25 protein-coding genes, 1 tRNA gene and 2 pseudogenes are annotated in these 26,727 nt (G+C 66.4%); 10 read left to right on the top strand and 18 right to left on the bottom strand.

What is annotated here, in order from left to right; genetic code table 11:
• Positions 1 to 1,368: AMP nucleosidase (locus DFR45_RS01515; protein ID WP_114482187.1), on the bottom strand; the 1,368-nt coding region annotated here is incomplete at its 3' end.
• 259 nt (positions 1,369 to 1,627) lie between these two features.
• On the opposite strand from DFR45_RS01515, the gene DFR45_RS01520 reads away from it, so the two are divergent.
• A complete protein-coding gene (locus DFR45_RS01520; RefSeq protein ID WP_114482188.1) occupies positions 1,628 to 2,884 on the top strand; it encodes an MgtC/SapB family protein in 1,257 nt (418 codons plus the stop codon).
• Here the strand turns inward: DFR45_RS01520 and DFR45_RS01525 are convergent.
• The 4 genes from DFR45_RS01525 to secA form a co-directional block, all read right to left on the bottom strand.
• The gene (locus DFR45_RS01525) at positions 2,870 to 3,382 is read right to left on the bottom strand and encodes a (deoxy)nucleoside triphosphate pyrophosphohydrolase (RefSeq protein WP_114481927.1); all 513 of its coding nucleotides are present in this window, start codon (positions 3,380 to 3,382) and stop codon (positions 2,870 to 2,872) included. The two genes, DFR45_RS01520 and DFR45_RS01525, sit on opposite strands and share 15 nt — an antisense overlap.
• Positions 3,363 to 4,244 carry an ATP-binding protein gene (locus DFR45_RS01530; RefSeq protein WP_114481928.1) on the bottom strand — a complete coding sequence of 294 codons (882 nt, stop codon included), beginning with the start codon at positions 4,242 to 4,244 and terminating at the stop codon, positions 3,363 to 3,365. The genes DFR45_RS01525 and DFR45_RS01530 overlap by 20 nt, the downstream gene beginning before the upstream one ends.
• 56 nt (positions 4,245 to 4,300) lie before the next feature.
• Positions 4,301 to 5,530, bottom strand: a complete 1,230-nt coding sequence (argJ, locus tag DFR45_RS01535; RefSeq protein ID WP_114481929.1) for a bifunctional glutamate N-acetyltransferase/amino-acid acetyltransferase ArgJ — start codon at positions 5,528 to 5,530, stop codon at positions 4,301 to 4,303.
• A 79-nt stretch (positions 5,531 to 5,609) separates the two neighbouring features.
• Positions 5,610 to 8,369, bottom strand: coding sequence for a preprotein translocase subunit SecA (secA, locus tag DFR45_RS01540; RefSeq protein ID WP_114481930.1), 2,760 nt, complete (start codon positions 8,367 to 8,369; stop codon positions 5,610 to 5,612).
• Positions 8,370 to 8,630: 261 nt separating this feature from the next.
• Between secA and DFR45_RS01545 the strand changes: the two genes are divergently transcribed.
• Positions 8,631 to 8,930, top strand: coding sequence for a DciA family protein (locus DFR45_RS01545; protein ID WP_114481931.1), 300 nt, complete (start codon positions 8,631 to 8,633; stop codon positions 8,928 to 8,930).
• A gap of 68 nt (positions 8,931 to 8,998) precedes the next feature.
• Here the strand turns inward: DFR45_RS01545 and DFR45_RS01550 are convergent.
• From DFR45_RS01550 to petA, 6 genes are all read right to left on the bottom strand, one after another.
• Positions 8,999 to 9,074, bottom strand: a tRNA-Thr gene (locus tag DFR45_RS01550).
• Positions 9,075 to 9,141: 67 nt separating this feature from the next.
• Positions 9,142 to 9,666: a ClpXP protease specificity-enhancing factor gene (locus DFR45_RS01555; RefSeq protein ID WP_114481932.1), complete on the bottom strand. Its 525-nt coding sequence runs from the start codon at positions 9,664 to 9,666 to the stop codon at positions 9,142 to 9,144.
• A gap of 36 nt (positions 9,667 to 9,702) precedes the next feature.
• Positions 9,703 to 10,314: a glutathione S-transferase N-terminal domain-containing protein gene (locus tag DFR45_RS01560; RefSeq protein ID WP_114481933.1), complete on the bottom strand. Its 612-nt coding sequence runs from the start codon at positions 10,312 to 10,314 to the stop codon at positions 9,703 to 9,705.
• 104 nt (positions 10,315 to 10,418) lie between these two features.
• The gene (locus DFR45_RS01565) at positions 10,419 to 11,180 is read right to left on the bottom strand and encodes a cytochrome c1 (protein WP_114481934.1); all 762 of its coding nucleotides are present in this window, start codon (positions 11,178 to 11,180) and stop codon (positions 10,419 to 10,421) included.
• A gap of 16 nt (positions 11,181 to 11,196) precedes the next feature.
• A complete protein-coding gene (locus DFR45_RS01570) occupies positions 11,197 to 12,609 on the bottom strand; it encodes a cytochrome b (RefSeq protein WP_114481935.1) in 1,413 nt (470 codons plus the stop codon).
• A gap of 11 nt (positions 12,610 to 12,620) precedes the next feature.
• The gene (gene petA / locus DFR45_RS01575; RefSeq protein ID WP_114482189.1) at positions 12,621 to 13,220 is read right to left on the bottom strand and encodes a ubiquinol-cytochrome c reductase iron-sulfur subunit; all 600 of its coding nucleotides are present in this window, start codon (positions 13,218 to 13,220) and stop codon (positions 12,621 to 12,623) included.
• A 136-nt stretch (positions 13,221 to 13,356) separates the two neighbouring features.
• Between petA and mscL the strand changes: the two genes are divergently transcribed.
• Entirely contained in the window at positions 13,357 to 13,803 is a 447-nt protein-coding gene (gene mscL / locus DFR45_RS01580; RefSeq protein ID WP_114481936.1) for a large conductance mechanosensitive channel protein MscL, read from the top strand.
• Positions 13,804 to 13,844: 41 nt separating this feature from the next.
• On the opposite strand, the gene pdxA is transcribed toward mscL, so the two are convergent.
• The 3 genes from pdxA to DFR45_RS01595 all read right to left on the bottom strand — a co-directional run bounded on the left by pdxA (position 13,845) and on the right by DFR45_RS01595 (position 16,177).
• Positions 13,845 to 14,978, bottom strand: a complete 1,134-nt coding sequence (gene pdxA / locus DFR45_RS01585; RefSeq protein ID WP_114481937.1) for a 4-hydroxythreonine-4-phosphate dehydrogenase PdxA — start codon at positions 14,976 to 14,978, stop codon at positions 13,845 to 13,847.
• 73 nt (positions 14,979 to 15,051) lie between these two features.
• Positions 15,052 to 15,831: a Nif3-like dinuclear metal center hexameric protein gene (locus DFR45_RS01590; RefSeq protein ID WP_241659378.1), complete on the bottom strand. Its 780-nt coding sequence runs from the start codon at positions 15,829 to 15,831 to the stop codon at positions 15,052 to 15,054.
• A gap of 76 nt (positions 15,832 to 15,907) precedes the next feature.
• Entirely contained in the window at positions 15,908 to 16,177 is a 270-nt protein-coding gene (locus tag DFR45_RS01595) for a hypothetical protein (protein ID WP_114481939.1), read from the bottom strand.
• A gap of 108 nt (positions 16,178 to 16,285) precedes the next feature.
• Between DFR45_RS01595 and hemA the strand changes: the two genes are divergently transcribed.
• From hemA to grxD, 4 genes are all read left to right on the top strand, one after another.
• Positions 16,286 to 17,584: a glutamyl-tRNA reductase gene (hemA, locus tag DFR45_RS01600; protein ID WP_114481940.1), complete on the top strand. Its 1,299-nt coding sequence runs from the start codon at positions 16,286 to 16,288 to the stop codon at positions 17,582 to 17,584.
• A 122-nt stretch (positions 17,585 to 17,706) separates the two neighbouring features.
• Positions 17,707 to 18,804 carry a peptide chain release factor 1 gene (gene prfA / locus DFR45_RS01605; protein ID WP_114481941.1) on the top strand — a complete coding sequence of 366 codons (1,098 nt, stop codon included), beginning with the start codon at positions 17,707 to 17,709 and terminating at the stop codon, positions 18,802 to 18,804.
• A complete protein-coding gene (gene prmC / locus DFR45_RS01610) occupies positions 18,804 to 19,724 on the top strand; it encodes a peptide chain release factor N(5)-glutamine methyltransferase (RefSeq protein WP_421782261.1) in 921 nt (306 codons plus the stop codon). Before prfA ends, prmC begins: the two co-directional genes overlap by 1 nt.
• 172 nt (positions 19,725 to 19,896) lie before the next feature.
• Positions 19,897 to 20,220, top strand: coding sequence for a Grx4 family monothiol glutaredoxin (gene grxD / locus DFR45_RS01615; protein WP_114481942.1), 324 nt, complete (start codon positions 19,897 to 19,899; stop codon positions 20,218 to 20,220).
• A gap of 88 nt (positions 20,221 to 20,308) precedes the next feature.
• On the opposite strand, the gene DFR45_RS01620 is transcribed toward grxD, so the two are convergent.
• The 3 genes from DFR45_RS01620 to DFR45_RS01630 form a co-directional block, all read right to left on the bottom strand.
• Positions 20,309 to 20,953, bottom strand: coding sequence for a TetR/AcrR family transcriptional regulator (locus DFR45_RS01620; protein ID WP_114482191.1), 645 nt, complete (start codon positions 20,951 to 20,953; stop codon positions 20,309 to 20,311).
• Between the two features lie 118 nt (positions 20,954 to 21,071).
• Entirely contained in the window at positions 21,072 to 21,854 is a 783-nt protein-coding gene (gene badI, locus DFR45_RS01625; RefSeq protein ID WP_114481943.1) for a 2-ketocyclohexanecarboxyl-CoA hydrolase, read from the bottom strand.
• 25 nt (positions 21,855 to 21,879) lie between these two features.
• A complete protein-coding gene (locus tag DFR45_RS01630) occupies positions 21,880 to 22,677 on the bottom strand; it encodes an SDR family NAD(P)-dependent oxidoreductase (RefSeq protein WP_114481944.1) in 798 nt (265 codons plus the stop codon).
• A gap of 150 nt (positions 22,678 to 22,827) precedes the next feature.
• Between DFR45_RS01630 and DFR45_RS01635 the strand changes: the two genes are divergently transcribed.
• The 3 genes and pseudogenes from DFR45_RS01635 to DFR45_RS01645 all read left to right on the top strand — a co-directional run.
• The gene (locus DFR45_RS01635; RefSeq protein WP_114481945.1) at positions 22,828 to 23,610 is read left to right on the top strand and encodes a DUF169 domain-containing protein; all 783 of its coding nucleotides are present in this window, start codon (positions 22,828 to 22,830) and stop codon (positions 23,608 to 23,610) included.
• 68 nt (positions 23,611 to 23,678) lie between these two features.
• Positions 23,679 to 24,892, top strand: a pseudogene (locus DFR45_RS01640) (chorismate-binding protein); the annotation flags it as partial.
• Between the two features lie 135 nt (positions 24,893 to 25,027).
• A pseudogene (locus DFR45_RS01645) lies at positions 25,028 to 25,666 on the top strand (aminotransferase class IV); the annotation flags it as partial.
• A 28-nt stretch (positions 25,667 to 25,694) separates the two neighbouring features.
• On the opposite strand, the gene rsgA reads toward DFR45_RS01645, so the two are convergent.
• Positions 25,695 to 26,681, bottom strand: coding sequence for a ribosome small subunit-dependent GTPase A (gene rsgA / locus DFR45_RS01650; RefSeq protein ID WP_114481948.1), 987 nt, complete (start codon positions 26,679 to 26,681; stop codon positions 25,695 to 25,697).
• Positions 26,682 to 26,727 lie beyond the last annotated feature (46 nt).

Consider the following 26,727-nt stretch of genomic DNA (forward strand, 5'->3'; position numbering starts at 1 on the left):
GCGCTCGCGGTAGAACTGGTTGGCCATGCCGGGCAGCTTGATTTCGCCGTGCAGCGGCTTGTCGCTCACGCACAGCAGCGTGCCGTAGGGCACGCGGAAGCGAAAGCCGTTCGCGGCGATGGTGGCGCTTTCCATGTCGAGCGCGACGGCGCGGCTCTGGCTGAAGCGGCGCTGCGGCGTGTTTCCGGGCAGCAGCTCCCAGTTGCGGTTGTCGGTGCTGGCCACGGTGCCGGTGCGCATGATGCGCTTGAGGTCGGCGCCGTGCACCTGCGTGACCTCGGCCACGGCCTGCTCGAGCGCGACCTGGATTTCGGCAAGCGCCGGGATCGGCACCCACAGCGGCAGGTCTTCGTCGAGCACGTGGTCTTCGCGCACGTAGGCGTGGGCGAGCACGTAGTCGCCCAGCTGCTGGCTGTTGCGCAGGCCCGCGCAGTGGCCCAGCATCATCCAGGCGTGCGGGCGCAGGACGGCGATGTGGTCGGTGATGGTCTTGGCGTTGGCCGGGCCCACGCCGATGTTGACCATGGTGATGCCGCTGCCGTCGGCGCGCACCAGGTGGTAGGCGGGCATTTGCGGCAGGCGCGGCGGCGGGGCGCCGCGCTCGTCACCGGCCTCGGCGGGCAGACCCGCGCGGCGCGTGACCACGTTGCCGGGCTCGACGAAGGCGCAGTAGCCGCTATCGGGCCGCGCCATTTCGGCGTGCCCGAGGCGGACGAATTCGTCGATGTAGAACTGGTAGTTGGTGAACAGCACGAAGTTCTGGAACCACTCGGGCAGCGTGCCCGTGTAGTGGCGCAGGCGGTGCAGCGAGTAGTCCACGCGCGGCGCGGTGAAGAGCGCGAGCGGTTTGGGCTCGCCTGGCACGGCCTCCCAGGTGCCGTTGGCGATGCCGTCGTCCATGGCCGCAAGGTCGGGCAGGTCGAACAGGTCGCGCATGCGCAGGCGGCGTTCGGGGCTCAAGGCGCCTTCAAAATAATCGTCTTCGGCGAATGAGAAGTGCACGGGGATGGGCTGCGTGCTCGTGCCCACTTCGAGCGCCACGCCGTGGCTCTGGCGCAGCAGCTGGAACTGCTCGAGGTAGTAGCGCGCGAACAGGTCGGGGCGCGTGAGCGTGGTTTCGTAATGCCCCGGCCCTTCGACGAAGCCGTAGGCGAGCGCCGTAGGAGCGCGCACCACGGTGTCCACGTGCAGGCGCACGAAGGGGTAGCAGGCGCGCACCGGCTGCGGCGGTGTTTCGCCCGCGACGAAGCGCGACATGGCGGCGCGCAGGTGGTCGATTTGCTGTTGGTAGATCTGCTGCACCTGCGCGAGCGCGGCGGCCGGGTCGGTGTGGCGGGTGGGGGCGATGAAAGGTGGTGGCTCGAACATGGTGGTATTGTCCACGGCCGCGGCGCCGTCCTGTGCTGGCAGGGGCAAGCGCCGTGGTTTGTGATGAACCCAGATTGTCCATTAGGCGGTGCTGCGCACCTACGCGGGCGCTGGCGGACGTCTGCCGGTCATTTTGGCCGCTGCTTCGTCGTTCGTGGCACCACCACGAACTCCTCAGCCGCGACCAAACTGCCTCGCCAGCCGCCTCGCCATCATCCCGCGTCCTAATGGACAATCTGGGATGAAAGGCAATGCAGCAATGGAGACTTCGGACGGCTTGGCCTCGGCTTGGGCGGCGCTGGCGAGCGCGCTCGGCTGCGGCTTGCTCATGGGCATAGAGCGCGAGCGTAGCAAGGGCAGCGGCCCGCACCGCGCGCTCGCAGGGGTGCGCTCGTTTGCGCTCACGGCGCTCGCCGGCGCCACGGCAGCGCTGTTGGCCATGCCGGCATTGCTCGGCGTGGGGGCGCTGTTCGTGGCCATTCTGGGCGTCACCGCGTATGCCAAAGACCGCTCGGGCGATCCGGGCGTGACGACCGAGATCGCGCTTTTTTTCGTCTACGTGATCGGCGCCATGTGCACGCAAGACCGCCTGCTGGCCGCTGCACTCGCCGTGGTAGCGACGGGCTTGCTCGCCGCGCGCGAGCGCCTGCACCGTTTCGCCAACACCTGGCTGCAACCGGGCGAAGTGCGCGACGGCCTGATCCTCGGAGCCCTGATCCTCATCGTCGCGCCGCTGATGCCCGACCGGCCGCTGTGGGGCGAGGTACTCAACCCGCAGCTGCTCGTGCGCCTGCTCGTGGTGCTGCTTTTGATCCAGTCGTTCGCGCACCTGGGGCGGCGCCTGCTGCAGGCGCGCCAGGCGCTGGCCCTGTCGGCGCTGGCCTCGGGCTTCGTCTCGAGCACGGCCACCATCGCGAATCTGGGGCTGGAGCTGCGCGCAGGGCGCGGCACGCTGCGCGCGCAGGCGGGCGGCGCGGTGCTCTCGTGCGTGGCCACCATGCTGCAAATGCTGGCCGTGGCTGCGACCATTCAGCCGGCCTGGCTGCCCCAGCTGGCGGCGCCGGCGCTGGCTTCGGCGCTCGTGGCCGGTGTGTACGGGGGTTGGCTCGCACACACGGGTCTGCCCCAAGCGGCCGGCAAACCGGCGCAACTTCCCGCCGATACGGCCATGTTTCGCCTGCGCGATGCGTTGCTGATCGCACTATTGCTGACAGCCGTACAGGCGGGCGTTTATGGGCTGGGCCTGTGGCTGGGTGACGCGGGCATGATGACCGGCGCCTTGCTTGCGGCGCTCGCGGACATCCACTCCGTCATCGCCGCGCTGCTCGCGCATGGCGCCCCCGGCACCCCCGCGGCGCCCATGGTCGAGCGCACCCTGATGGCGGCCATGCTGGTGCATGCGCTGAGCAAGAGCGGGATGGCGCTGGCCAGCGGCGGCAAGGGATATGGCTGGGCCGTAGCGGCGGGCGTGCTGGCGCACACGCTGGTGTTCGTGCTCGGCTTATGGCTTTTGTGAGGACTGCGCGCGCCCTTGGCGCCACTCCTGCTCGAGCCAGTCGAGCACCGGGTACGCGCCCGGCAGCACCGGGCTGACCTGCAGCGGAAAGTGCTGCCAGGCCATGGTCTGGCCCTCGCGCATGTCGAAGTCGCCGCTCCAGCTGCGCACCTTGCACCAATGCAGGCGCACGAGTGCGTGCGGGTAGTCGTGCTCGGTCACGCGCCAGACGCTCGCCGGGCCGATGGTGATGCCCAGCTCCTCGTGCAGCTCGCGCCGCAGCGCCTGCTCCACGGTCTCGCCGGCCTCGATCTTGCCGCCCGGAAATTCCCAGTAGCCCGCGTAGGGCTTGCCGGGCGGGCGCGTGGCCAGCAGCAGTGCGCCGTCGCCGCGCAGCAAGATGCCCACGGCGACTTCAGTATGCGTGCGCTGCGAGCCTTGCGGCTGGCTCGGCGCCGCGCCGGCGCCAGTCGCTTCGGCTTGCGGCTGCGATGGCGGCTCAGGATGCGCTGACACCATGGCGGCCCGCAAAATCGCGCGCGAACTGGTAGGCCACGCGCCCGCTGCGCGAGCCACGCTCCAGCGCCCACACCAGCGCCTCGGCGCGTGCGGCCTCTATGGCCGACTCCGGCACCCCGAGCGCCGTGAGCCACTGGCGCACGATGACGAGGTATTCGTCCTGGCTGAAGGGGTAAAAGCTCACCCACAGGCCGAAGCGCTCGGAGAGCGAGATTTTTTCCTCGACCACCTCGCCGGGGTGCAGTTCGCCGTCCTCGCTGTGCTGGTAGCTGAGGTTTTCCTTCATGTATTCGGGCAGCAGGTGGCGGCGGTTGCTGGTCGCGTAGATCAGCACGTTGGGCGTGGCCGCGGCCACCGAGCCGTCCAGGATCGACTTGAGCGCCTTGTAGCCGGGCTCGCCCTCCTCGAAGCTCAGGTCGTCGCAAAAGACGATGAACTTCTCGGGGCGCGCGGCCACCACCTCGACGATGTCGGGCAGGTCGGTCAGGTCGCTCTTGTCCATCTCGATCAGGCGCAGGCCCTGCGCGGCAAAGGCGTTCAGGCAGGCCTTGACGAGCGAAGACTTGCCCGTGCCGCGCGCACCCGTGAGCAGCACGTTGTTCGCGGGCCGGCCCTGCACGAACTGCTCGGTGTTGCGCACGATTTTTTCTTTCTGCGCGTCGATTTCCTGCAGGTCGGACAGGCGCATCGCCGCGACATGGCGCACGGGCTCAAGCACGCCATGCCCGTTGCTGCGCTTGCGGTAGCGCCAGGCGATGGCGGCGCCCCAATCGGGGGCCGAAAGGGGCTGGGGAAGAATGGACTCTATGCGGCCGATGAGCTGCTCGGCGCGCACGAGCAAATGCTCGAAATTTGGATTCATTTTGGCCTCTGGCGCTTATGTATCAAGCGCAAGCAGCTATTTTTAATATAGCAATTTCAAGAACGGTAATCGGCGTTGATGCTCACGTATTCGTGGCTCAGGTCGCAGGTCCAGACCGTCTCGGCCGCCGTGCCGCGCCCGAGCCGCACGCGCACCGTGATCTCGCTTTGCTGCATCACGCGCTGGCCATCCTCCTCGCGGTAGTCGGGGTGGCGCCCGCCCTGCTGGGCCACGTGCACGTCGTCGAGGTACAGGTCTATGCCGCCCTGGTCGAGGTCGGCAATGCCCGCGTAGCCCACGGCCGCAAGGATGCGGCCCAGGTTCGGGTCGCTCGCGTAAAACGCCGTCTTGACCAGCGGCGAATGCGCGATCGCGTACGCCACCTTGCGGCATTCCTCGGCGTCGCGCCCGCCTTCGACGCGCACCGTGATGAACTTGGTCGCGCCCTCGCCGTCGCGCACGATGGCCTGCGCGAGCTTTTGCGCCACCTCGCGCAGCGCGGCAAAGAGCGCCTGCCCCTCGGCGCTCTCTAGCGAGGTGATGGGCGCGTGCTGCGCCTTGTGGGTGGCCAGCACGATGAACGAGTCGTTGGTCGAGGTGTCGCCGTCTATGGTGATGCGGTTGAACGAAGCCTCGGCGAGCGCGTGCGCGATCTGGGGCAGCAGCGCCGGTGCGATGCAGGCGTCGGTTGCCAGAAAGCCCAGCATGGTCGCCATGTTCGGGCGGATCATGCCCGCGCCCTTGCTGATGCCCGTGACCGACACCGTGGCCGCGCCCAGGCGCAGCTGCGTGCTGAAGGCCTTGGGCACGGTGTCCGTGGTCATGATGCCTTCGGCGGCGCGCGCCCAGTGGTCGGGAGCAGCGTCGGCGAGCGCCGCGGGCAGCGCCGCGATGAGGCGCTCGTGCGGCAGCGGCTCCATGATCACGCCGGTGGAAAAAGGCAGCACCTGCGCGGGTGCGATGTCCAGCAGCCGCGCAAGCGCGATGCACGTGGCGTGCGCGCGTACCATGCCGTCAGCGCCCGTGCCCGCGTTGGCGTTGCCGGTGTTGACGAGCAGCGCGCGGATCGGCAGCCCGCCCGCAAGGTGCGCACGGCTGATCTGCACGGGCGCGGCGCAAAAGCGGTTTTGCGTGAACACGCCCGCGACGCTCGTGCCCTCGTCGAGCAAAAACACCGTGAGGTCTTTGCGCGCGGCCTTGCGGATGCCGGCTTCGGCCACGCCGATGCGCACGCCCGCGATGGGGCGCAGCTCGGCAGCGACGGGGGGCTGGAGGTTCACGGGCATGGGGGTTCCTTTTTCAAAAACGCGGGCGAAACGCTGTGCGCTGCACGCTGCGCCGGCGCGGCCAGCCGTGCGGACGCGCTCAGCTCAGCTTGCCGTGGCATTGCTTGTATTTTTTGCCGCTGCCGCAGGGGCAGGGGTCGTTGCGCCCCACGCGCACGCCCGGCGGCAGCGTGAGCGGTTCGCGCGCGGTCGGCGCCTCTGCCGTGACCTCGACCGCGCCGGTTTCGGTGGGCGCGGTGTAGGTGACGTTGGCGATGTGCTCGCCGCGGCTTTCGAGCTCCTCTGCGGCAGCGTCGAGCTGGCTGCGCGACTGCACCTGCACGGTCATGAGCGTTTTCGTGACCTCGTTCTTCACTTGGTCGAGCATCTGGCGGAACAGCTCGAAAGCCTCGCGCTTGTATTCCTGCTTGGGCTGCTTTTGCGCATAGCCGCGCAGGTGGATGCCCTGGCGCAGGTAGTCGAGCGCCGCGAGGTGGTCGCGCCAGTTCGAGTCCAGGCTTTGCAGCAGCACCATGCGCTCGAACTGCGTGAAGTTTTCGCGCCCGATCTGCTCGACCTTGGCGTCGAAGGCCGCCTGCGCGGCCTGCAGCACTTTTTCGAGGATGTCCTCGTCGGTGATGGCCTCGGACTGCGCCACTTCCTGCTGCAGCGCGAGCGGCAGCTGCCACTCTTGTGCGAGCGCTTTTTCGAGGCCCGGCAAGTCCCACTGCTCCTCGACCGAATCGGCAGGCACATATTGGCGCACGAGGTCGGTGAAGCAGTCCTCGCGCATGGCGCGGATCACGTCGGAGAGGTCGGAAGCGTCGAGGATTTCATTGCGCTGCTGGTAGATCACCTTGCGCTGGTCGTTGGCCACGTCGTCGTATTCGAGCAGCTGCTTGCGCATGTCGAAGTTGCGCGCCTCGACCTTGCGCTGCGCCGATTCGATGCTGCGCGTGACGATGCCGGCCTCGATCGCCTCGCCGTCGGGCATCTTGAGCCGCTCCATGATGGCCTTGACGCGGTCGCCCGCGAAAATGCGCATCAGCGGGTCGTCCAGGCTCAGGTAAAAGCGTGACGAGCCCGGATCGCCCTGGCGCCCCGAGCGGCCGCGCAGCTGGTTGTCGATGCGGCGGCTTTCGTGGCGCTCGGTGGCGATGATGCGCAGGCCGCCGAGCTCTTTCACCTTCTCGTGGTCGCGCTGCCAGTCGGCGCGCAGCTGCGCAATGCGCTGCTGGCGCGTGGCTTCGTCGAGCTCTGGATCAGCCTCTATGGCCGCGACCATTTTCTCGATGTTGCCGCCGAGCACGATGTCGGTGCCGCGCCCGGCCATGTTGGTGGCGATGGTGATCATGCCGGGGCGCCCCGCCTGGGCGATGATCTCGGCCTCGCGCGCGTGCTGCTTGGCGTTGAGCACCTGGTGCGGCAGGCCCTCTTTCTTGAGCAGCTCGGAAATGAGTTCGGAGTTTTCGATCGAGGTCGTGCCCACGAGCACGGGCTGGCCGCGCTCGTGGCACGCGCGGATGTCCGCGATGGCCGCGGCGTATTTTTCGCGCGTGGTTTTATAGACGCGGTCGAGCTGGTCCTCGCGCCGGCTTGGCCTGTTGGGCGGGATGATCACGGTCTCGAGGCCGTAGATCTCCTGGAACTCGTAGGCCTCGGTGTCGGCCGTGCCGGTCATGCCGGCGAGCTTTTCGTACAGGCGGAAGTAGTTCTGGAAGGTGATCGACGCCAGCGTCTGGTTCTCGGGCTGGATGTTCACGCCTTCCTTGGCCTCCACCGCCTGGTGCAGACCCTCGCTCCAGCGCCGGCCTTGCATCAGGCGGCCCGTGAATTCATCGACGATGATGACTTCGCCGTTTTGCACCACGTAATGCTGGTCGCGGTGGTAGAGGTGGTGGGCACGCAGCGCTGCGTACAAATGGTGCATCAGCGTGATGTTGGCCGGGTCGTAGAGCGACGCGCCTTCAGGGATCAACCCGCGGCTCGCCAGCAGCCGCTCGGCCGTCTCGTGGCCCTGCTCGGTCAGGTACACCTGGCGCGACTTTTCATCGACGGTGAAGTCGCCGGGCTTGATCACGCCCTCGCCGGTGCGCGGGTCTTCCTCGCCCTCCTGGCGCACGAGCAGCGGAGCGATCTCGTTCATCGCGCGATACAGCGCCGTGTGGTCTTCGGCCTGGCCGCTGATGATGAGCGGCGTGCGCGCTTCGTCGATCAGGATCGAGTCCACCTCATCGACGATGGCGTAATACAGGCCGCGCTGCACGCGGTCGCGCGCCTCATAGACCATGTTGTCGCGCAGGTAGTCGAAGCCGTATTCGTTGTTCGTGCCGTAGGTGATGTCGGCGCGGTACGCGGCCTGCTTTTCCTCGCGCGGCAGGTGCGGCAGGTTGATGCCCACGCTGAGGCCCAGAAATTCATACAGCCGCCCCATCCATTGCGCATCGCGCTGTGCGAGGTAGTCGTTCACGGTGACCACGTGCACGCCCTTGCCGGCCAGCGCGTTCAGGTACACGGCCAGCGTAGCCGTGAGGGTCTTGCCCTCGCCCGTGCGCATTTCGGCAATCTTGCCGTAATGCAGCGCCATGCCGCCGAGCAGCTGCACGTCGAAGTGGCGCATCTTCATCACGCGCTTGGATGCTTCGCGCACCACGGCAAAGGCTTCGGGCAGCAGCTCGTCGAGCGAGGCGCCGCCCGCGAGGCGTTCGCGGAACTCCTGCGTCTTGGCGCGCAGAGCTTCGTCCGACAGTTTCTCGAGCTCGGGCTCCAAGGCATTGATGCGCGCAACCGTCTTGCGGTATTGCTTGAGCAGCCGGTCATTGCGGCTGCCGAAGATTTTGGTGAGGAAGTTGGTGGCCATGCGCACGAGGCCGCTGCATCTGCCGTGGGCAAGACACAAGTCGGCCGATAATGGATAGATGTTTCGGGCACGGCTGCCTGCCGTGGGCTTTCGACGCTGTGAGACGCAGAAACACTAGAAACAGGCAGCCCTTGCCGGGACGGCGATTTTAGAGCTTATTTGGGCTTGGACTTTTGCGCGGCATCGCGGCCATCGAACCCACCCTGCGTGGATAATCTGCGCCGCCATTGTTCCCACTCTTTTGCACCCGCCCCTTTCCTCATGCACCGCCGCCATTACGCCATCTCGCTGCAGCAGGCCACCCAAGAGGCGCCCACTTTGGCAAAGCTGGCAGAACTCACGCGCGACTCGAGTGCCCGGCTGCAAAGCATAGAAAGCCTGATTCCCGCCGCGCTGCGCCCCGCCATACAGGCCGGCCCGATCGAGGGCACGAGCTGGTGCCTCATCGTGCATGGCAATGCCGCGGCGGCAAAACTGCGCCAACTCAGGCCGGCGCTGCTGGCGCACTTGCGCAGCAAAGGCTGGGAGGTGGAGGCCATCCGCCTGCGTATCCGATCCTGAAAAATCACCGCGTGGCCGGGAGGTGGACGGGAATGCCTGAAGCACAGGCATGGGGGCGGGGTGTGAAGTGGTGCCGATTGTCGGATTCGAACTGACGACCTACCGCTTACAAGGCGGGTGCTCTACCAGCTGAGCTAAATCGGCGCGATGGGGATTCTACTGGCAAATACGGCATGCAGACGCACACCAACGCTGCTTTCGCCGCAGCCGTTCACTTGATGCGTTTGAGTGCCGGACGCGCCCCTGCGCCCGCGGGGCGTGGCGGCTCGGGCGGCTCGTCGGTGTCTTGCGCCTCGCCATCGCGTGCGTCGCTGGACACAAGCTGGATGACGCGATCCGCACTGGCGCCGGGCTTGTCAGGCGCCGCGCCCGGGGTGTGCAAAGCGTCAGCCGCAAGCCCATCGTCTTGCATGTCGGCAGACAAAGGAAACGCCATGCCTTGACCATTTTCGCGCGCATAAATGGCCATGACGCGCTCTACGGGAACCACGATGTCGCGTGCACGGCCGCCGAAGCGGGCCTTGAACGTGATCAGGTCGTTGCCGAGCTGCAAGCCGCCCGTCGCGTCATAGCTGACGTTGAGAACGATCTCGCCATCTTTGACGTATTCGCGCGGCACATCGACCGTGGAATCGACGCGCACCGCGAGGTAGGGGGTAAACCCGTTGTCGGTGCACCATTCATGGATGGCGCGGATCAGGTAAGGGCGCGTGGAGCTGGTTTCCGGCAGGTTCATGCGGGGCATGGAGAGAAGGGTTGCTGGCAGACGGATTTACTTGCGCATGACCTTCTCGGAAGGCGTGAGCGCTTCAATGTAGGCCGGACGCGAAAAAATGCGCTCGGCGTATTTGAGCAGCGGCGCGGCATTCTTGCTCAATTCAATCCCATAGTAATCGAGCCGCCACAGCAACGGCGCTATGGCCACGTCGAGCATGGAAAAATGCTCGCCCAACATGAATTTGTTTTTCAGGAACACGGGCGCAAGTTGCGTCAGGCGTTCCCGAATATGGGTGCGCGCTTTCTCTTGGGCTTTCTCATTGCCTTTGGTGGCACGCGACTCGAGCGTATGCACGTGCACGAACAGTTCTTTTTCGAAATTCAGCAAAAACAGACGCACGCGCGCGCGATCGACGGGGTCACCGGGCATCAACTGCGGATGCGGAAAACGCTCGTCGATGTATTCGTTGATGATGTTCGATTCGTACAAAATCAGGTCACGCTCGACCAGGATGGGCACCTGGCCGTAGGGATTCATGACACTGATGTCCTCGGGTTTGTTGTAGAGATCGACGTCGCGGATCTCGAAATCCATGCCTTTTTCGAACAACACGAAACGGCAGCGATGCGAAAAAGGGCAAGTCGTGCCCGAATAAAGCACCATCATGATGTATGCGGCTCCTGAAAACCAAAAGAGTGGGACACCATACCCAGCGCCCACTCCGTGAAACGAGACACGCCCCACAGGGGACGTGCCACCTTATGTGAGGATTACTTCACGTCTTTCCAATAGGCGGCATTGAGCCTCCATGCCAGCACCGTGAAGAACGCCAGATAGAGCAACACCCAAACGCCGACGCGCGTGCGGGTCTTTTGCGCGGGCTCACCCATCCACTGCAGATAGTTCACCAGGTCGGCCACGGTTTGATCGAACTGCAGCTCGCTCATGGTTCCTGGGCTCAATTGCTCCCAGCCTTTGAAAACCTCGGTGCTGTGACCATGGCTTTCGACTTCTTCGAAGACGGCGCGGCGTTGGCCTTGCAGCTGCCATAACGCGTGCGGCATACCGACGTTCGGGAAAGCGAGGTTGTTCCAACCCGTGGCCTTGGTGTCGTCGCGGTAGAAAGTGCGCAGGAAGGTGTAAAGATAGTCGGCGCCACTGCCGCCCGCGCCAGCGCGCGAGCGGGCAATCAGGGTGAGGTCGGGCGGATTCGCGCCAAACCATTCCTTGGCCTGGCGCGGGTCGATCGCGGCCTTCATGGTCTCACCCACCTTATCGGTGGTGAACATGAGGTTGTCCTTGATCTGTTGCTCGGTCAGACCGATGTCGCGCAAGCGGTTGTAGCGCATGAACGCGGCAGAGTGGCAGCCCACGCAGTAGTTGACGAAAATCTTCGCACCGTTTTGCAACGCACCGAGATCGGTGGTTTTGTTGGGCGCCTTGTCCCAGGGTATGCCCGCTTCGTTTGCTTGCACGGCGGCGCCCGTGAGCAGGCCAAGGGCAGCGGCGAGCGTGAGGAGGATTTTTTTCATGGTGATCGTCTCCAGCTCAGTGGGCCGCGAAGGTCACGCGCTCGGGCACAGGCTTGGGTTCACCCAAGCGGCTCCACCAAGGCATGAGCAGGAAGAAGCCAAAATAAAACAGCGTACCCACTTGCGACACGCGCTCGCCGATCGGCGAAGGCGGCTGCACCCCGAGGTAGCCGAGGATCAGGAAGTTGATCACGAACAGGCCGTAGAGGTACTTGTGCCAGCTCGGCCGGTAGCGGATCGACTTGACCGGGCTGTTGTCGAGCCAGGGCAGGAAGAACAGGATGATCACGGCGCCACCCATGGTCACCACGCCCCAGAACTTGGCGTCGATCGAGAGCATCATCGCGACCACGACCACCGCCGCCACGGCGATGATGGCCTTGAGAAAGCCCGCGGTCCGTGCCTTGAAGATGCCAAACAGCGCACCGAGCACCACGCAGGTGATGAGCGCATACATCATTTCGCTCGTGATCGCGCGCAGCATCGAATAAAACGGCGTGAAGTACCACACCGGCGCGATGTGCAAAGGCGTCTTGAGCGGATCGGCCGGGATGAAGTTGTTGTATTCGAGGAAATAACCACCGGCTTCGGGCGCGAAGAAAATCACGGCCGCGAAAACCATCAGAAACACGCCGACGCCGAACACGTCGTGCACCGTGTAGTACGGATGGAAGGGCACGCCGTCGAGCGGATGGCCTTTGTCGTCCTTGGGCGCCTTGGGGCCTTTGATTTCGATGCCGTCAGGGTTGTTCGAGCCCACATCGTGCAGCGCGAGCAAGTGCGCCACGACCAGGCCCAGCAGCACCAGCGGCACGGCGATCACGTGGAAGCTGAAGAAGCGGTTCAGCGTGGCGTCGCTGACCACGTAGTCGCCGCGGATCAGCAGCGAGAGGTCAGGGCCGATGAAGGGAATCGCGGAAAACAGGTTCACGATCACCTGCGCACCCCAGTACGACATCTGGCCCCAGGGCAGCAGGTAGCCCATGAAAGCCTCGGCCATCAGGCACAAGAAGATCAAGCAGCCGAAAATCCACACGAGCTCGCGCGGCTTTTGGTAGCTGCCGTAGATCAGGCCGCGGTACATGTGCAGATATACCACGATGAAGAAGGCCGAGGCGCCCGTGGAGTGCATGTAGCGGATCAGCCAGCCCCAAGGCACGTCGCGCATGATGTATTCGACCGAAGCAAAGGCGAGGTTCGCGTCGGGCTTGTAGTGCATCACGAGAAAGATGCCTGTGACGATCTGGATCACCAGCACCAAGAGCGCGAGCGAGCCGAAGATGTACCAGAAGTTGAAGTTCTTGGGCGCGTAATACTCCGACATGTGCACGCGGTAAGCCTCGAACAGCGTCGGAAAGCGGTTGTGCATCCAGTTGCCGAACTTGGCACCCGCGGAAGCATTGGGAGAAATTTCCTTGAATTCAGCCATGGGGTGCTCCTTCAAGCCTTCTTGTCTTCACCGATCAGCAGACGCGTATCGGAGAGGTACATGTGCGGCGGGATTTCGAGGTTGTCGGGCGCGGGCTTGTTCTTGAACACCCGCCCGGCCATGTCGAACGTGGAGCCGTGGCAGGGACAAAGCCAGCCGCCGGGCCAGTCGCTGGGCAGCGAGGGTTGCGGCCCGGGCGTGAATTTATCGGACGGCGAGCAGCCCAGGTGCGTGCAGATGCCGATGGCGACGAAGATCTCGGGCTTGATCGAGCGCCATTCGTTGCGCGCGTAAGGCGGCGTGAATTGTTCGGGATGGCGTTCGGACTTGGGGTCTGCGAGTTCGGGATCGATCTTGGGCAGCGCAGCCAGTTGCTCGGGCGTGCGGCGCACGATCCACACGGGCTTGCCGCGCCATTCCACGGTGATCTTCTCGCCCGGCTTGAGCGTGGAAATATCCACCTCGACCGGGGCGCCTGCGGCCTTGGCGCGCTCCGAGGGCTGAAAGGTGCTCACAAAAGGTACGGCGGTTGCCACGCCGCCCACCACGCCGGCGCAGCTGGTCGCGATCAGCCACGTCCGTTTTTCGGAGTCGATGGGAGTGTCACTCATGGGATCCTCGATGAACATCGCTAGTTGGGGTCAACGGGCGATTGTAGCGGAGCGCCTAGGGGTATTTGCGGGCAGCACCAAAGCCGCGCTTTCGGTGATACTGGCGCCGTTTGGCGCTACCACAAAAGGAGTTTCCATGGGCATGATGCAAGAATTCAAGGAGTTTGCCGTCAAGGGCAACGTGATCGATCTCGCCGTGGGCGTGATCATCGGCGGGGCGTTCGGCAAGATCGTCGATTCGGTGGTGGCCGACCTGATCATGCCCGTCGTGGGGCTGGTGTTCGGCAGGCTCGATTTTTCCAATTTGTTCATCGCGCTCGGCGAAGCGCCTGCGGGCACGGCGCACACGCTCGAGGCGCTGCGCAAGGCGGGCGTGCCCGTGTTTGCGTATGGCCATTTCATCACCGTGGCGGTGAACTTCCTCATCCTCGCGTTCATCATTTTCATGATGGTCAAGCAGATCAACCGCTTCAAACGCGAAGCCCCGGCCGCAGCCCCGGCGCCCGCCACGCCGCCGCCCACGCCCGAAGAAGTCGTGCTGCTGCGCGAAATCCGCGACAGCCTGCGCGGCACTTCAAAATAGATAGCTACTAGCGCAGACCTACCAAGCGCTGCAGACCTTTTTTACCCCGAAAGCTGGCGCGCCATGCGCACCGCCGCGATCAGGCTCGCGGCGTCTGCCACGCCTTGGCCGGCGATGTCGAAGGCCGTGCCGTGGTCGGGGCTGGTGCGCACCAGCGGCAGGCCCAGCGTCACGTTGACGCCCTGCTCCACGCCCAGGTATTTGACGGGGATCAGGCCCTGGTCGTGGTACATGGCGACGACCACGTCGAACTCGCCCGGATGCGCGGGCGGCGCGTGGCGCGCGCGCATGAACACCGTGTCCGGCGCAAACGGGCCCAGCGCGTCGATGCCCTGCGCGCGCGCCTGTGCGATCGCCGGCGCGATGGCCTCGATCTCCTCGCGCCCAAAGAGGCCACCCTCGCCCGCATGTGGATTGAGCCCCGCGACCGCAATACGCGGCGCATGCCCCAGGCTGCGCTGCAAGGCGGCATGCGTGATCTGCAAGGTCTGCAGCACGTTCGCGGGCGTGACGGCGGCTATGGCGGCGCGCAGCGGCACGTGGATGCTCACGAGCACGGTGCGCAGCTCCTCATTGGCGAGCATCATGCGCACGGGCAGTTCCTCCAGCGCCACGCCCAGGTGCGCCGCAGCCTCGGCCTGCAGCAGCTCGGTGTGGCCGGGGTAGTAGATGCCGGCGGCGGCGAGCGCCTCTTTGTGCAGCGGCGCGGTCACGAGGGCAGCGACTTCGCCGCGCAAGGCGGCGCGCGCGGCCCACAGCACGCAATCGGCCGCCGCGCGCCCGGCCGCGGCGCTCACGCGCCCCCAGGGCTGCGGCCCCGGCAGGCCCGGCAGCTGCAGCACGGGCAGGCAGCGCGGCGGCATCTGCAGCGCCTCGGCCGGCTCCTGCAGCAAGGCCACGGGCAATTCGGGCTGGCCTGGCAGCCTGTCGGACTTTGGAATCGTCGGCTGCGAATGCGGCAAAAACTGGTCTCGCTGGGGCCCATTCTCGCTATCGACGCCCAAAGTCCGACAGGCTGCTGGGCGCACGAGGCACTGGGCGGCACGGCGCATGGTGGCCAGGTCGCCCACCGCGAAGCAGCCGCGCAGCACTTCGGGTGCGTCGCGGAAGGCTTTGGCGACGATTTCCGGGCCTATGCCTGCGGAGTCGCCCTGGGTGATGGCGATGGGTTTCATCTTGAATTTAAAAGAAAAACGGCCTTAGAGTAGATGTAGCAAGCGCAAGCAGCTACTCTTTATGAAGCACTCTTCATGCCGGATTGTCGATGTCGATGAAGCTGTGCGCGAGGCCCCATTGCTGGGCGACATGCGCGGCCACGGCCGGTGCGCCGTAGCGCTCGGTCGCGTGGTGGCCCGCGGCGAGGTAGGCCACGCCGAGCTCACGCGCCAGGTGCGCCTGCGGCTCGGAGATTTCGCCCGTCACGAAAGCCTGGGCTCCGGCGGCGACGGCGGCCTCGAAATAGCTCTGCGCGCCGCCCGTGCACCATGCGACGCGCGTAATCGGCTCTGCCGCCTCGGCGCCAGGGCCCGGCGGCACCAGCGTCACGGGGTGGCGCAACACCTGCGCGACGTGGCCGGCCAGCGCCTGCACATCAGCGTAGTGCACGGCGGCGACGCAGCCGAGGTCTTGCTCGCCAAAGCGCGCCAGGGGCCTCCATCCGAGCTCGTGCCCGAGGCGCACGTTGTTGCCGAGCTCGGCGTGCGCATCCAGCGGCAGGTGGTAGGCGAACAGGTTGATGTCGTGCGCGAGCAGCAATTGCAGGCGCTGCTTCATCCAGCCCGTGACGCGCCCGTCCTGCCCGCGCCAGAACAGGCCGTGGTGCACGAAGATCGCGTCGGCGCGCGCGGCGATCGCGGCCTCGATCAGCGCCCGGCTCGCGGTGACGCCGCTCACGATGTGGCAGATCTGCGCCCTGCCCTCGACCTGCAAGCCGTTGGGGCCGTAGTCCTTGAATCGCTCGGGCTGCAGCAGGCCGTCGAAGGCTTGCAACAGCTGCGTGCGGGAGATGCCGTGTGCGCTGGTGTCCATGGGGCGCATTGTCGCGCAGCGCGGTGCCCCAGCACGGCACGGCACATGGATGGTTGCCGCGCGCGCCCCGAGGCGTTCAGCCGCGCAACACCAGCCACTGGCTGCTCGCGCAAGCGAGCACCAGTGCGCCGTAGGTGAGCATCTTGCCGTCGCGCCCGAGCAGCACCAGCCCGGCCACGAGCACGGTCGCGCCTACTGCGAAAAGGATAGCTACCTGCGCACGCCACGAGAGCGCTGGCGGCCTTTTTCGCATCAAAATCCGCGTCCCCGCGACGAGCAGCAGCGCCACGCCCGCGGCGGGCGCAAGGAAGTTCAGCAAATGGTCGAGGGCGGCGAGCAGGGACATGGAAAATTGATCGGCATCAAGCCTTTTGCACATACAGCGCAGTCAGCGCGCTCGGGCAAGGCATTGGGGGATGCGGCTTGGCGGGCGCGAATTTTATAATCCGCCACCATGGCAGTCTGGGCCCTGGGCATCAACCACACCACTGCGCCGCTCGATCTGCGCGGCCGCTTTGCGTTTGCGCTCGACCAGATCGCGCCCACGTTGCACAGCCTGCGCCAGACGCTCGCGGGCTCGGGGCCCCATCCGCAGGTCGAAACCGCGTTGCTCTCCACCTGCAACCGCACCGAGATCTACTGCGCCGCCGAGCAACCCGCGCTCGAGCACACGCTGGACTGGCTCGCACACAGCGGCGGCGTGCGCCCCGAACTGCTGCGCACACACATCTACGCCTACGAGGACGCCCTGGCCGCGCGCCACGCCTTTCGCGTCGCGAGCGGGCTCGACTCCATGGTGCTGGGCGAGGCGCAGATCCTCGGCCAGCTGAAAGACGCCGTGCGCGCCGCCGAGTCCGCGGGCGCGCTGGGCAGCACGCTGAACCAGCTCTTTCAGCGCAGCTTTGCCGTCGCCAAGGAGGTGCGCAGCTCCACCGAAATCGGCGCGCACAGCATCAGCATGGCCGCGGCGGCGGTGCGCCTGGCGGGGCAGCTGTTCGAAGACCTGGCAAAAATCCGCGTGCTGTTCGTCGGTGCGGGCGAGATGATCACGCTCGCGGCAACGCACTTTGCCGCGAAAAACCCGCGCGCCATCGCCATCGCCAACCGCACGCTGGAGCGCGGCGAGCAGCTTGCCACGCGCTTTGGCGGCGAGGCGCTGCGCCTGGCCGACCTGCCCGAGCGCCTGCACGAGTTCGACGCCATCGTGAGCTGCACTGCGAGCAGCCTGCCCATCATCGGCCTGGGCGCAGTCGAGCGCGCGCTCAAAAAACGCCGCCACCGCCCCATGTTCATGGTCGATCTGGCCGTGCCGCGCGACATCGAGCCCGAGGTCAAGCAGCTTGGCGACGTGTACCTCTACACCGTCGATGACCTGGCGAGCGTGGTGCAGACCGGCCAGGCGCAGCGCCAGGCCGCCGTCGCGCAGGCCGAGGCCATCATCGACGCGGGCGTGCAGAGCTTCCAGCGCTGGCTCGAGCAGCGCAACCCCACGCGCGGCGTGGTGCCGCTGATCCAGCAGCTCAACACCCAGGCCGACGAATGGCGCGCTGTCGAACTCGCGCGCGCCAAAAAGCGCCTGGCCAAGGGCGAAGACCTGGACGCCGTGCTCGAGGGCCTGGCGCGCGGCCTCACGCAAAAAATGCTGCACGGCGCGCTGGCCGAGCTGCACGCGGGCGACGCCGCCACGCGCGCGCAGACGGCGCAGACCGTGGCGCGCCTCTTTTTGCGCTCGCAAAGCAAGAGCAGCCTGTAGCGGCCCTGCCTGCTGGTGCGCCCCCCGCGCCCCCTCCTCCATTTTCAAGCCAAAATGGCCTCCAACGCTTGCGCAGCAAGCGCAAGCAGCTATCACGCAAATAGCACAAGAATATTCCCTGCATGAAACCCTTTCTCCGCCACCAGCTCGAGCGCTACGCCCAGCGCCTGGCCGAGCTCGACTTTCTGCTCTCGCGCGAAGACATCATGGCCGACATGGCGCAATACCGCCTGCTCTCGCGCGAGCATGCCGAAGTCACGCAGATCGCGGGCCGCTACGCGCGCTTGCGCCAGCGTGAGGCCGACCTGGCCGAGGCGCGCGCGCTGCTTGCCGACCCCGCGCAGGCCGAGCTCGCCGAGATGGCGCAAGAAGAAATCACCGCCGCCGAGGCCGATATCGCGCAACTCGAAGCCGAGCTGCAACGCCTGCTGTTGCCCAAAGACCCCGACGACGCGCGCAACGCCTATCTCGAAATCCGCGCGGGCACCGGCGGCGACGAGTCGGCGCTGTTCGCGGCCGACCTCGCGCGCATGTACACGCGCTACGCGGCCAGCAAAGGCTGGAGGGTCGAGATCATGAGCGCCCATGAAAGCGAGCTCGGCGGCTACAAGGAAATCGTGCTGCGCATCGAGGGCGACCATGCCTATGGCGCGCTGCGCTTCGAGTCGGGCGGCCACCGCGTGCAGCGCGTGCCCGTGACCGAGACGCAGGGGCGCATCCACACCAGCGCCTGCACCGTCGCCGTGCTGCCCGAGCCCGATGAAGCGCAGGCGGTGCAGATCAACCCGGCAGACCTGCGCATAGACACCTTCCGCGCGAGCGGCGCCGGCGGCCAGCACATCAACAAGACCGACTCCGCGGTGCGCATCACGCACCTGCCCACGGGCATCGTCGCCGAATGCCAGGACGACCGCAGCCAGCACCGCAACAAGGCCAAGGCCCTGCAAGTGCTGCAGGCGCGCATCCAGGAAAAGGAACGCAGCGAGCGCGCCGCCAAGGACGCCGCCACGCGCAAGGGCCTGATCGGCAGCGGCGACCGCAGCGACCGCATCCGCACCTACAACTTCCCGCAGGGGCGCGTGACCGACCACCGCATCAACCTCACGCTCTACAAGCTGCCGGCGATCATGGACGGCGACCTCGACGAACTGCTGCAAGCGCTCGCGCACGCGCGCGAGGCCGAGCAACTGGCCGAACTCGAAGCCGTGGGCGCGGCCTGATGACGCACGATGCTGCCATGCAGGATTTCAAGCCAAATCAGCCACTAGCGCAGGTGCATCAAGCGCTGGGGGCTATTGATTCAGGAGCCATCACGCCGCCCACGCCCGCCGCCGCGCTCGCCTGGGCGCAGGCGCTCGGGCTCGCGCGGCTGGACGCGCAGGTGCTGCTGCTGCACGCGCTGGGCCACCCCGCCAGCGACCGCGCCTGGCTGCTCGCGCACGACCGCGACCCGCTGCCCGCCGCCCGCCTCGCGCACTTTGCCGCGCTGTGCCGGCGCCGCGCCGCGGGCGAGCCCGTGGCCTACCTCACCGGCGTGAAGGAGTTTTACGGCCTGCCGCTCGCCATAGACGCGCGCGTGCTCGACCCGCGCCCCGACACCGAGGTGCTCGTCGATTGGGCGCTCGAAGTGCTCGCGGGCCGCGCCGCGCCGCGCGTGCTCGATTTGGGCACGGGCAGCGGCGCGATCGCCCTCGCGCTGCAGCACCAGCGCCCCGACGCGCAGGTGCTCGCCGTCGATGCGAGCGCCGACGCGCTCGCCGTAGCCCAGGCCAACGCGCGGCGCCTCGCGCTGCCCGTGCAATTCATGCAAAGCGATTGGCTCGAAGGCGTGCGCGGCAGCTTCGACCTCATCGTCGCCAACCCGCCCTACATCGCCGCAGACGACCCGCACCTGCCCACGCTGCGCCACGAGCCCTCGCAGGCGCTGGTCAGCGGCGCGCAAGGGCTGGACGACCTGCGCCGCATCGTTGCCGACGCGCCACGGCACCTGGCGCCCGGTGGCTGGCTGCTGCTCGAACACGGCTGGGACCAGGCCCGCGCCGTGCGTCAGTTGCTGCACGCGCAGGGCTTGGTGCAGGTGCAATCGAAATGCGACCTCGGCGGGCACGAGCGCTGCAGCGGCGGCCGTCTGCCGCCCTGAGAACCCAAAATCGACAGCGCTCCTATTTCAATGCCGAACCCGAGTCGGACTTGCTATCTGCTGCCTGTAAAGCCATGTCCCTATACCAGCACAAGCAAATCGGCCAGGCACCATCCCAGAAGGCCGTCGATGAAATAATTGCGCATCTCTCTGATTTACAGGATTCCACCCCATGACCGACACCCAGCAACGCATCGACGACCTCGTCAAGTCCAACGACATCGTGCTTTTCATGAAAGGCACGGCGAGCTTTCCCATGTGCGGCTTCTCGGGCCGCGCGATCCAGATCCTCAAGGCCTGCGGCGTCGATCCGCAGCGCCTGACCACCGTCAACGTGCTCGAAGACGAAGCCATACGCCAGGGCATCAAGGAGTACAGCCACTGGCCCACCATTCCGCAGCTCTACGTCAAAGGCGAGTTCATCGGCGGCTCGGACATCATGATGGAGATGTACGAGTCGGGCGAGTTGCAGTCTTTGCTTGCGTTCAAGCGCTGACCGAACGCACAAGCCCGTTGCTGCTTGCTGCAACGACAAGGGGCCCACCGGGGCCCCTTGTCGTGTGCGTGGAAACGAAGCGCTGGCCTTATTGAGTGCCCAGGCTTTTTTCATGTACGAGGATGCCATCGAAAATGATGGCCGTGATCTGCCGCGCGAAGTCTTGAAACGAACCGCGCTCGGGGTTGTACCACTCCACCGTCCAGTTCAAGGCGCCGATGACGAAAAGGCGAATGATGGTCGTCGAAGCGTCCGCGCGCAATTCGCCGGCGGCCAGCGCTGATTGCAGCAGCTGGTCCCAATAATCGGCATATTCGCGCCGCACCACGCGATGCTTGGCTTTGGCACTCTCGGGAATCTGGCCATAGATGCGCATGTTGGCCGAGGTGAAATCGCCGTGGTGCAGCATGCCCCACAAATGCCCTTCGATGCCCGCCGCGATGCGGTCGCGCCAGGGTGCGTCCTTGGGCAAGGCGTCTATGCGCGCGCGCACCGTCTCATAGACGATTTTGATGCCCTTGTCGAGCACCTCGCCAAGGATTTGCTCTTTGGATTCGAAGTGGTAATAGATGCTGCCAGCCTTCACGCCCGCTGCGTCGGCCACTTCACGCAAGGTGGTGGCGGCGTAGCCATGCTGGCGGAACAGGCGCGCCGCTTCGAGCAGGATGCGCTCGCGCGTGGCGTTGCCGTCCAGATCGTGGCCGGCAGATTTCGAGGCGGATTTGTCGTTCATGAAAATGTCCATCCCGTGGAAACATGGATCGGGGTTCAGACCCACCTCAAAATCATAGCGCCTGCGGCAGACCCCATGCGGGAATGTGCCGCATTTTCTCAATAAAACCGGAGGGCGCTCACTTGACCCACTTGCGGAAGTCGGGCTTGCGCTTTTCGAGGAACGCGCGCACGCCTTCTTTCGACTCGTCGGTGTTGTAGTACAGGCTCAGCGCCTGCATGCCCAGGCTGCCGATGCCGCGGATGTGCTCGGTCGAGGCGTTGAACGAGCGCTTGGCAATCGCGATCGCCGTGGGACTCTTTTCCACCAGCTCGCGTCCCCACTTGGTCACTTCGGCGTCGAGCTGGTCGTGCGGCACGACGACGTTGCACAGGCCCATCGCGAGCGCTTCCTGCGCGTTGTAGCGGCGGCACATGTACCAGATTTCGCGCGCCTTTTTCTCGCCCACGACGTGTGCGAGGTAGGCCGTGCCCCAGCCCGGATCGACCGAGCCGACCTTGGGGCCGACCTGACCGAACACGGCTTTTTCGGAGGCGATGGTCATGTCGCACAGCGTGGCGAGCACGTTACCGCCACCGATGGCGTAGCCCTGCACGCGCGCGATCACGGGTTTGGGCACGTCGCGGATGGCGCTGTGCAGCTCTTCGATGGGTAGGCCCGCGGTGCCGCGGCCGTCGTACTGCCCCGAGTGCGCCGATTGGTCGCCGCCGGTGCAAAACGCGCGGTCGCCCGTGCCCGTGAGCACGATCGCGGCGATGTTTTTGTCCCAGCCGGCCTTCGTCATGGCCTGGATCATCTCTTCCACGGTCTGGCCGCGAAAGGCGTTCATGACCTCAGGACGGTTGATGGCGATGTAGGCGATCTGCTCGCGCTCTTCGTAAACGATGTCGGTATAGCTCATGTCTGTGTTTTCCGGAATTTCGATTTCAGCCGATCATGCTGTAGCCGCCCGACACCGACAGCACCTGGCCTGTGACATGGCCCGCTGCCTTGTTCGAGGCCATGAAAACCACGGCGTTGGCGATGTCCTGCGGGCGCCCCACTTTGCGCAGCGGCAGGGCCTTGGCGACTTTTTCGAGTTGCTCGGGCGTGAACATGCTCTCGGCGTGCGTCCACATGCTGTTGCCGCCGACTTCGTCGGCCGACGAAGGAATGGTCACGCCCGGGCAGACCACGTTGCAGCGGATGCCATAGCGGCCGTTTTCTTTCGCGATGGTTTTCATGAAGCTGTTGACCGCGGCCTTGACGCCGCCGTACACGGCTTCGCGTGGCTCGCCCTGGCGGCTCGCGTCGGAGCTGATCGAGACGATGGCGCCGCTGTTTTGCTTGATCATGATGTCGAGCGCATGCTTGGTGCAGTTGAGCACGCCGACGTAGTTGATGTCGATGACCTTGCGCCAGAACTCGGGCGTGGTCTGGGTGAAGAACATCAGCTGATCCCAGCCCACGTTGTTGACCAGCACATCGACCCGGCCGTGCTTGTCCATCGCGGCCTTGAACAGCGCGCCCACCTGGTCGAACTGGGTCACGTCGGTCTTGACCACCTGCGCCGAGGCCGCGCCCAGCGTGCGCGCGAACTCTGCCGTCTTTTCAGCCTGGGCGGTGTCGATGTCGCCAATGGTGACATGCGCGCCTTCGCCCGCAAAAGCGAGCACGATGGCGCGGCCGATGTTGGAGCCGCCGCCGGTGACGATGACTGATTTTCCTTTGAGGTCGAGATCCATAATTGACTCCTGGCGCACGCGGCGCATGGTTGATGAAAGGCTGGGGCATTATATAGGGCTGCCAAACGATAGTTAGGTTTGTTGTTAGGCCACCACCGCAGCCAAAGCGGGCCTCACGCACCCATTTTTTATCTTGCAAGGAGACGACACATGGAGACGACCACCGACTGGGCTGCGATCGCGGCCGAACTCGAGCGGCTTTTGAAGCTGCGCGCCACGCCTTTCGGCATGAAGCTGTTTCGTGAACGTGCGCAGATGGAGGCGATCCCGAAAATCCGCCGCCCCAAGGCCATCCACACCATGGACCAGATCGTCGCGCAGGCCGCGCGCCTGGGCTGGACGGTGGGCGTGTGCGCCGACGACCTCGTGGGCGCACAGTGCCGCGCCGTGGTCGGCCTGGGGCGCGCCAAGGATGCGCAGTGGCAGTCGGGCGAGCAAATGGTGGGTGTGTGGTACAAAACGCTCGAAGACGCCACGCGCCACCAGCAGGCCATGCACTGCGTGCCCGACGGCATGTATGAGGCGCTCGCGGTATCGCCGCTGGCCTCGGGCAGGCTGGGCACGCCCGACATCGCGCTGTTTTACGCCACGCCGGGCGCGATGATGTATTTCATCAACGGCCTGCAGTGGTCGGGCTACCAGAAGTTCGACTGGAGCGTGGTGGGCGAGTCGGCCTGCGCCGACTCCTGGGGCCGCGCGCTCGCGCAGCGCACGCCCAGCCTGTCCATCCCCTGCTTTGCCGAGCGGCGCTACGGCGGCGTGCTCGACGACGAAATGCTCATGGCCCTGCCGCCGGAATACCTGCCGCGCGCCATCGAGGGCATGCACGCGCTGGCGAAAAACGGTCTGCGCTACCCCTTCCCGCAGTATTCGATCCAGCAGGATGCACGCGCGGGGCTCGCCGTGAGCTACCCCGGCGCGCCGGGGGCCTGAGCATGCGCCTACAAACGCTATTTTTTGAGTAGCTATCAGCGCTCATCCATGCTGCACCAGAGGCCTTTTTGACCCAAAATTTCAGCGCACTGATCGACTTTGCCAACCCGTACGATGCAGCGGCGCCGCGGCTGCGCCATGCCTTTGCCACGCCGCGCGCACTGTGGGTGGCACGGACACCCGACGAGGTGCGCGCCGTGCTCGCGGCCGTGCAGGCGGCGGCGCAGCAGGGCGCCTGGTGCGTGGGCTTCGTGCGCTACGAGGCAGCGCCCGCTTTCGATGCCGCCCTGACCACGCACGCCGCCGACGGGCCGCTGGCCTGGTTTGCCGTGCACGACGCGCCTCTGCCCTGGCCGGCGCAGGTGGCGCACCCTGCCACGCCGGCACATCCACCCGCGCTGCACTGGCAGCACCTGCCAGAGCGTGCCGCCTTCGACCAAGCATTTGCAGCCATCGCGCAGGCCATTGCACGCGGTGAAAGCTACCAGATCAACCTCACGGCGCAGCTGCGCGGCCGCTGGCAGGGGGCCGCAGGTCTGAGCACATCGTCCACGGCTTCGTCCGCTGCATCGCCCACCACCACGCGCAGCGCCGCACGTGCACTGTTCGCCGCGCTGCAGCGCGCCCAGCCCGGCGGCTATGCGGCCTGGCTGGACGCGGGCGAAGAACAAGTCCTTTCCGTCTCGCCCGAACTGTTCTTCGACTGGCAGGGCACGCGCATCCTGACCCGCCCCATGAAAGGCACGGCCGCGCGCGGCACCACGCCCGCCGAAGACGCCGCACGGGCCGCGGCGCTGCGCGCATCACCCAAGGAGCGCGCCGAGAACGTGATGATCGTGGACTTGCTGCGCAACGACCTTTCGCGCATCGCCGAGCCGCACAGCGTGCAGGTGCCGGCGCTGTTTCGCACCGAGGCGCTGCCCAGCGTGTGGCAGATGACCTCCGACGTGCAGGCGCGCACCAGGCCCGGCACCGGCCTGGCAGACGTCTTTGCCGCGTTGTTTCCGTGCGGCTCGGTCACCGGGGCGCCCAAGGTGCGCGCCATGCAGATCATCCGCGCGCTCGAGCCCGGCCCGCGCGGCATCTACTGCGGCGCGATCGGCGTGGTGCGCCCCGCAAACACGGCGGACGGCGGCATCCACGCCACCTTCAACGTCGCCATACGCACCGTGGTACTGCGCGCCGGCGAGGCCCGCTGCGGCATAGGCAGCGGCATCACGGCCGACGCTACGGCAGAAGGCGAATGGCAGGAATGGCAGCACAAACGCGCCTTTCTGACCGGCTGCAGCCCGGCCGCCAAAAGCCCTGCCGGAGCGCATTCCGTGCCCGACCCCGAAAACACCCGATGACCGTGAACCCGACGCCAGAAACCACCCACCCCACAGCCCACCCCACGGGCCCGGCTTCCAGCACCGGCCCGCAGGAGCCCTTGGCCCTGCTCGAAACCCTGGCCTTGCACGAGGGCACGCTGCGCCATGCCGCACAGCACCTCGCGCGCATGGCCGCGGCGGCGGCGCATTTCGGCTACCCCTGGCGTGCCGCAGAGGTCGAGCAATGCCTGCAGACGCTCGCGCAGCGCCACCCGCAGGACCTGTGGCGCGTGCGCCTGCTGCTGGACGCCGCAGGCCGGCCGAGCGCGCAGGCCTACCCTCTTGCGCCCACCGCGCAGCCCGTGCGCCTGCAACTGGCCACGCAACCCTTGGTCGAGGCGCTCAGCCCCACGCTCGGCGCCTTCGTGCGCTACAAGACCACGCGCCGCGCCCACTACGAAGCCCTCGCGCCCACACAGCCGGATGTTTTCGACACCGTGTTGTGGAACACGGCGGACGAACTCACCGAATGCACACGCGGCAACGTCGCCGTGCGCATTGCAGGGCGCTGGCTCACGCCCGCGGCCGAGTGCGGCCTGCTGCCCGGCGTGGCGCGCGCACTCGCCCTGCAGTCGGGCCAGCTGCAAGAAGCCGTGCTGCGCCGGCAAGACCTGCCGCGCGTCGAAGCCTGGGCGTTCTTGAACAGCCTGCGCGGCTGGCTCGATGCCACGCTGGAAGCCGCGTGAGGCCAGCGCCACCGCTCTTGGCGCCGTCTCAGTACCGCCGCCGGCTCAGCTCGGCAAACAGGTCTTTATAGATTTTGTAGCGGCTCGGGCTGATTCCATCGGGGCCCGCGCGCCCAACGGCTTGCAAAACGCCGCAGCCGGGCTCGTGCAAGTGGCTGCAGTTGTGGAACTTGCACGCCCCGGCGTGCGCGGCGATGTCGGGCATGCAGGCCGCCAGCTGCATGGGCGCGATGTGCTGCAGGCCGAACTCCTGAAAGCCCGGCGAATCGATCAAAGCCGTGCGGCGTGCGCCGTCGCCGCCGCCATCGACCCAGTACCAGCTGGTGCTCGTGGTGGTGTGCTTGCCCGAATTCAGCGCCTGCGACACCTCACCCGTGAGCGCCCGCGCGCCGGGCACGAGCAGGTTCACGAGCGTGCTCTTGCCCGCGCCCGAGGGGCCGAGCACCAGCGTGGTGCGGCCCTCCAGATACGGCATCAAGAGCGCGCGCACGGCCTCGGGCGGCTGCGTGGTGAGCGACAGCGCCAGCACGGGGTAGCGCGGTGCGCCGCCCTCTCCCGGCTCGCCCGGCGCATCCGGGTCTTTCATCGTGCGATACGGCAGCAGCCGCTCCCAGGCGCGCGCAAAGGGCTCGGCCAGGTCGCTCTTGTTGAGCACGATCAGCGGCCGGATTTGCGCGGCCTCGGCGGCGATCAGCGCGCGCGCGAGCTGGCTTTCGGAAAACACCGGCTCGGCCGCGATCAGGATCAGCACCTGGTCGAGGTTCGCGGCAAATGACTTGGTGCGCAGCTCGTCCTGCCGGTACAACAGGTTGCGCCGCGGCAGCACCTGCTCGATGCTGCCCTCCTGCCCCTGGCCCGGCGCGGGCTGCCAGAGCACGCGGTCGCCCACCACCGCGAGGTTTTTCTTGCCGCGCGGGTGGCACAGGCGGCGCACGCCGTCCGCACCCTCGACCCAGCAATGCCGGCCATGGCCCGCGACGACCAGCCCCTGCTGCAAGGCGCCGGGCTCAGACATGGCAAACCTTTTGCCTTGCTACTTTTTCATTAGCTACTGGCGTTTG

Source organism: Extensimonas vulgaris (assembly GCF_003337425.1).
Lineage (GTDB): Bacteria > Pseudomonadota > Gammaproteobacteria > Burkholderiales > Burkholderiaceae_C > Extensimonas > Extensimonas vulgaris.

Excerpts from the sequence above, each read along its gene's own strand:
- DFR45_RS01570 (WP_114481935.1), bottom strand. The coding sequence starts at position 12,609 with ATGGCTGAATTCAAGGAAATTTCTCCCAATGCTTCCGCGGGTGCCAAG.
- DFR45_RS01630 (WP_114481944.1), bottom strand. The coding sequence starts at position 22,677 with ATGGATCTCGACCTCAAAGGAAAATCAGTCATCGTCACCGGCGGCGGC.
- argJ (WP_114481929.1), bottom strand. The coding sequence starts at position 5,530 with ATGCCCGTGAACCTCCAGCCCCCCGTCGCTGCCGAGCTGCGCCCCATC.
- prfA (WP_114481941.1), top strand. The coding sequence starts at position 17,707 with ATGAAACCCTTTCTCCGCCACCAGCTCGAGCGCTACGCCCAGCGCCTG.
- grxD (WP_114481942.1), top strand. The coding sequence starts at position 19,897 with ATGACCGACACCCAGCAACGCATCGACGACCTCGTCAAGTCCAACGAC.
- DFR45_RS01525 (WP_114481927.1), bottom strand. The coding sequence starts at position 3,382 with ATGGTGTCAGCGCATCCTGAGCCGCCATCGCAGCCGCAAGCCGAAGCG.
- hemA (WP_114481940.1), top strand. The coding sequence starts at position 16,286 with ATGGCAGTCTGGGCCCTGGGCATCAACCACACCACTGCGCCGCTCGAT.
- mscL (WP_114481936.1), top strand. The coding sequence starts at position 13,357 with ATGGGCATGATGCAAGAATTCAAGGAGTTTGCCGTCAAGGGCAACGTG.
- DFR45_RS01555 (WP_114481932.1), bottom strand. The coding sequence starts at position 9,666 with ATGAACCTGCCGGAAACCAGCTCCACGCGCCCTTACCTGATCCGCGCC.
- DFR45_RS01590 (WP_241659378.1), bottom strand. The coding sequence starts at position 15,831 with ATGGACACCAGCGCACACGGCATCTCCCGCACGCAGCTGTTGCAAGCC.
- DFR45_RS01545 (WP_114481931.1), top strand. The coding sequence starts at position 8,631 with ATGCACCGCCGCCATTACGCCATCTCGCTGCAGCAGGCCACCCAAGAG.
- DFR45_RS01565 (WP_114481934.1), bottom strand. The coding sequence starts at position 11,180 with ATGAAAAAAATCCTCCTCACGCTCGCCGCTGCCCTTGGCCTGCTCACG.
- badI (WP_114481943.1), bottom strand. The coding sequence starts at position 21,854 with ATGAGCTATACCGACATCGTTTACGAAGAGCGCGAGCAGATCGCCTAC.
- pdxA (WP_114481937.1), bottom strand. The coding sequence starts at position 14,978 with ATGAAACCCATCGCCATCACCCAGGGCGACTCCGCAGGCATAGGCCCG.
- DFR45_RS01520 (WP_114482188.1), top strand. The coding sequence starts at position 1,628 with ATGGAGACTTCGGACGGCTTGGCCTCGGCTTGGGCGGCGCTGGCGAGC.
- DFR45_RS01595 (WP_114481939.1), bottom strand. The coding sequence starts at position 16,177 with ATGTCCCTGCTCGCCGCCCTCGACCATTTGCTGAACTTCCTTGCGCCC.
- prmC (WP_421782261.1), top strand. The coding sequence starts at position 18,804 with ATGACGCACGATGCTGCCATGCAGGATTTCAAGCCAAATCAGCCACTA.
- petA (WP_114482189.1), bottom strand. The coding sequence starts at position 13,220 with ATGAGTGACACTCCCATCGACTCCGAAAAACGGACGTGGCTGATCGCG.
- DFR45_RS01530 (WP_114481928.1), bottom strand. The coding sequence starts at position 4,244 with ATGAATCCAAATTTCGAGCATTTGCTCGTGCGCGCCGAGCAGCTCATC.
- DFR45_RS01620 (WP_114482191.1), bottom strand. The coding sequence starts at position 20,953 with ATGAACGACAAATCCGCCTCGAAATCTGCCGGCCACGATCTGGACGGC.
- secA (WP_114481930.1), bottom strand. The coding sequence starts at position 8,369 with ATGGCCACCAACTTCCTCACCAAAATCTTCGGCAGCCGCAATGACCGG.
- DFR45_RS01635 (WP_114481945.1), top strand. The coding sequence starts at position 22,828 with ATGGAGACGACCACCGACTGGGCTGCGATCGCGGCCGAACTCGAGCGG.
- DFR45_RS01560 (WP_114481933.1), bottom strand. The coding sequence starts at position 10,314 with ATGATGGTGCTTTATTCGGGCACGACTTGCCCTTTTTCGCATCGCTGC.
- rsgA (WP_114481948.1), bottom strand. The coding sequence starts at position 26,681 with ATGTCTGAGCCCGGCGCCTTGCAGCAGGGGCTGGTCGTCGCGGGCCAT.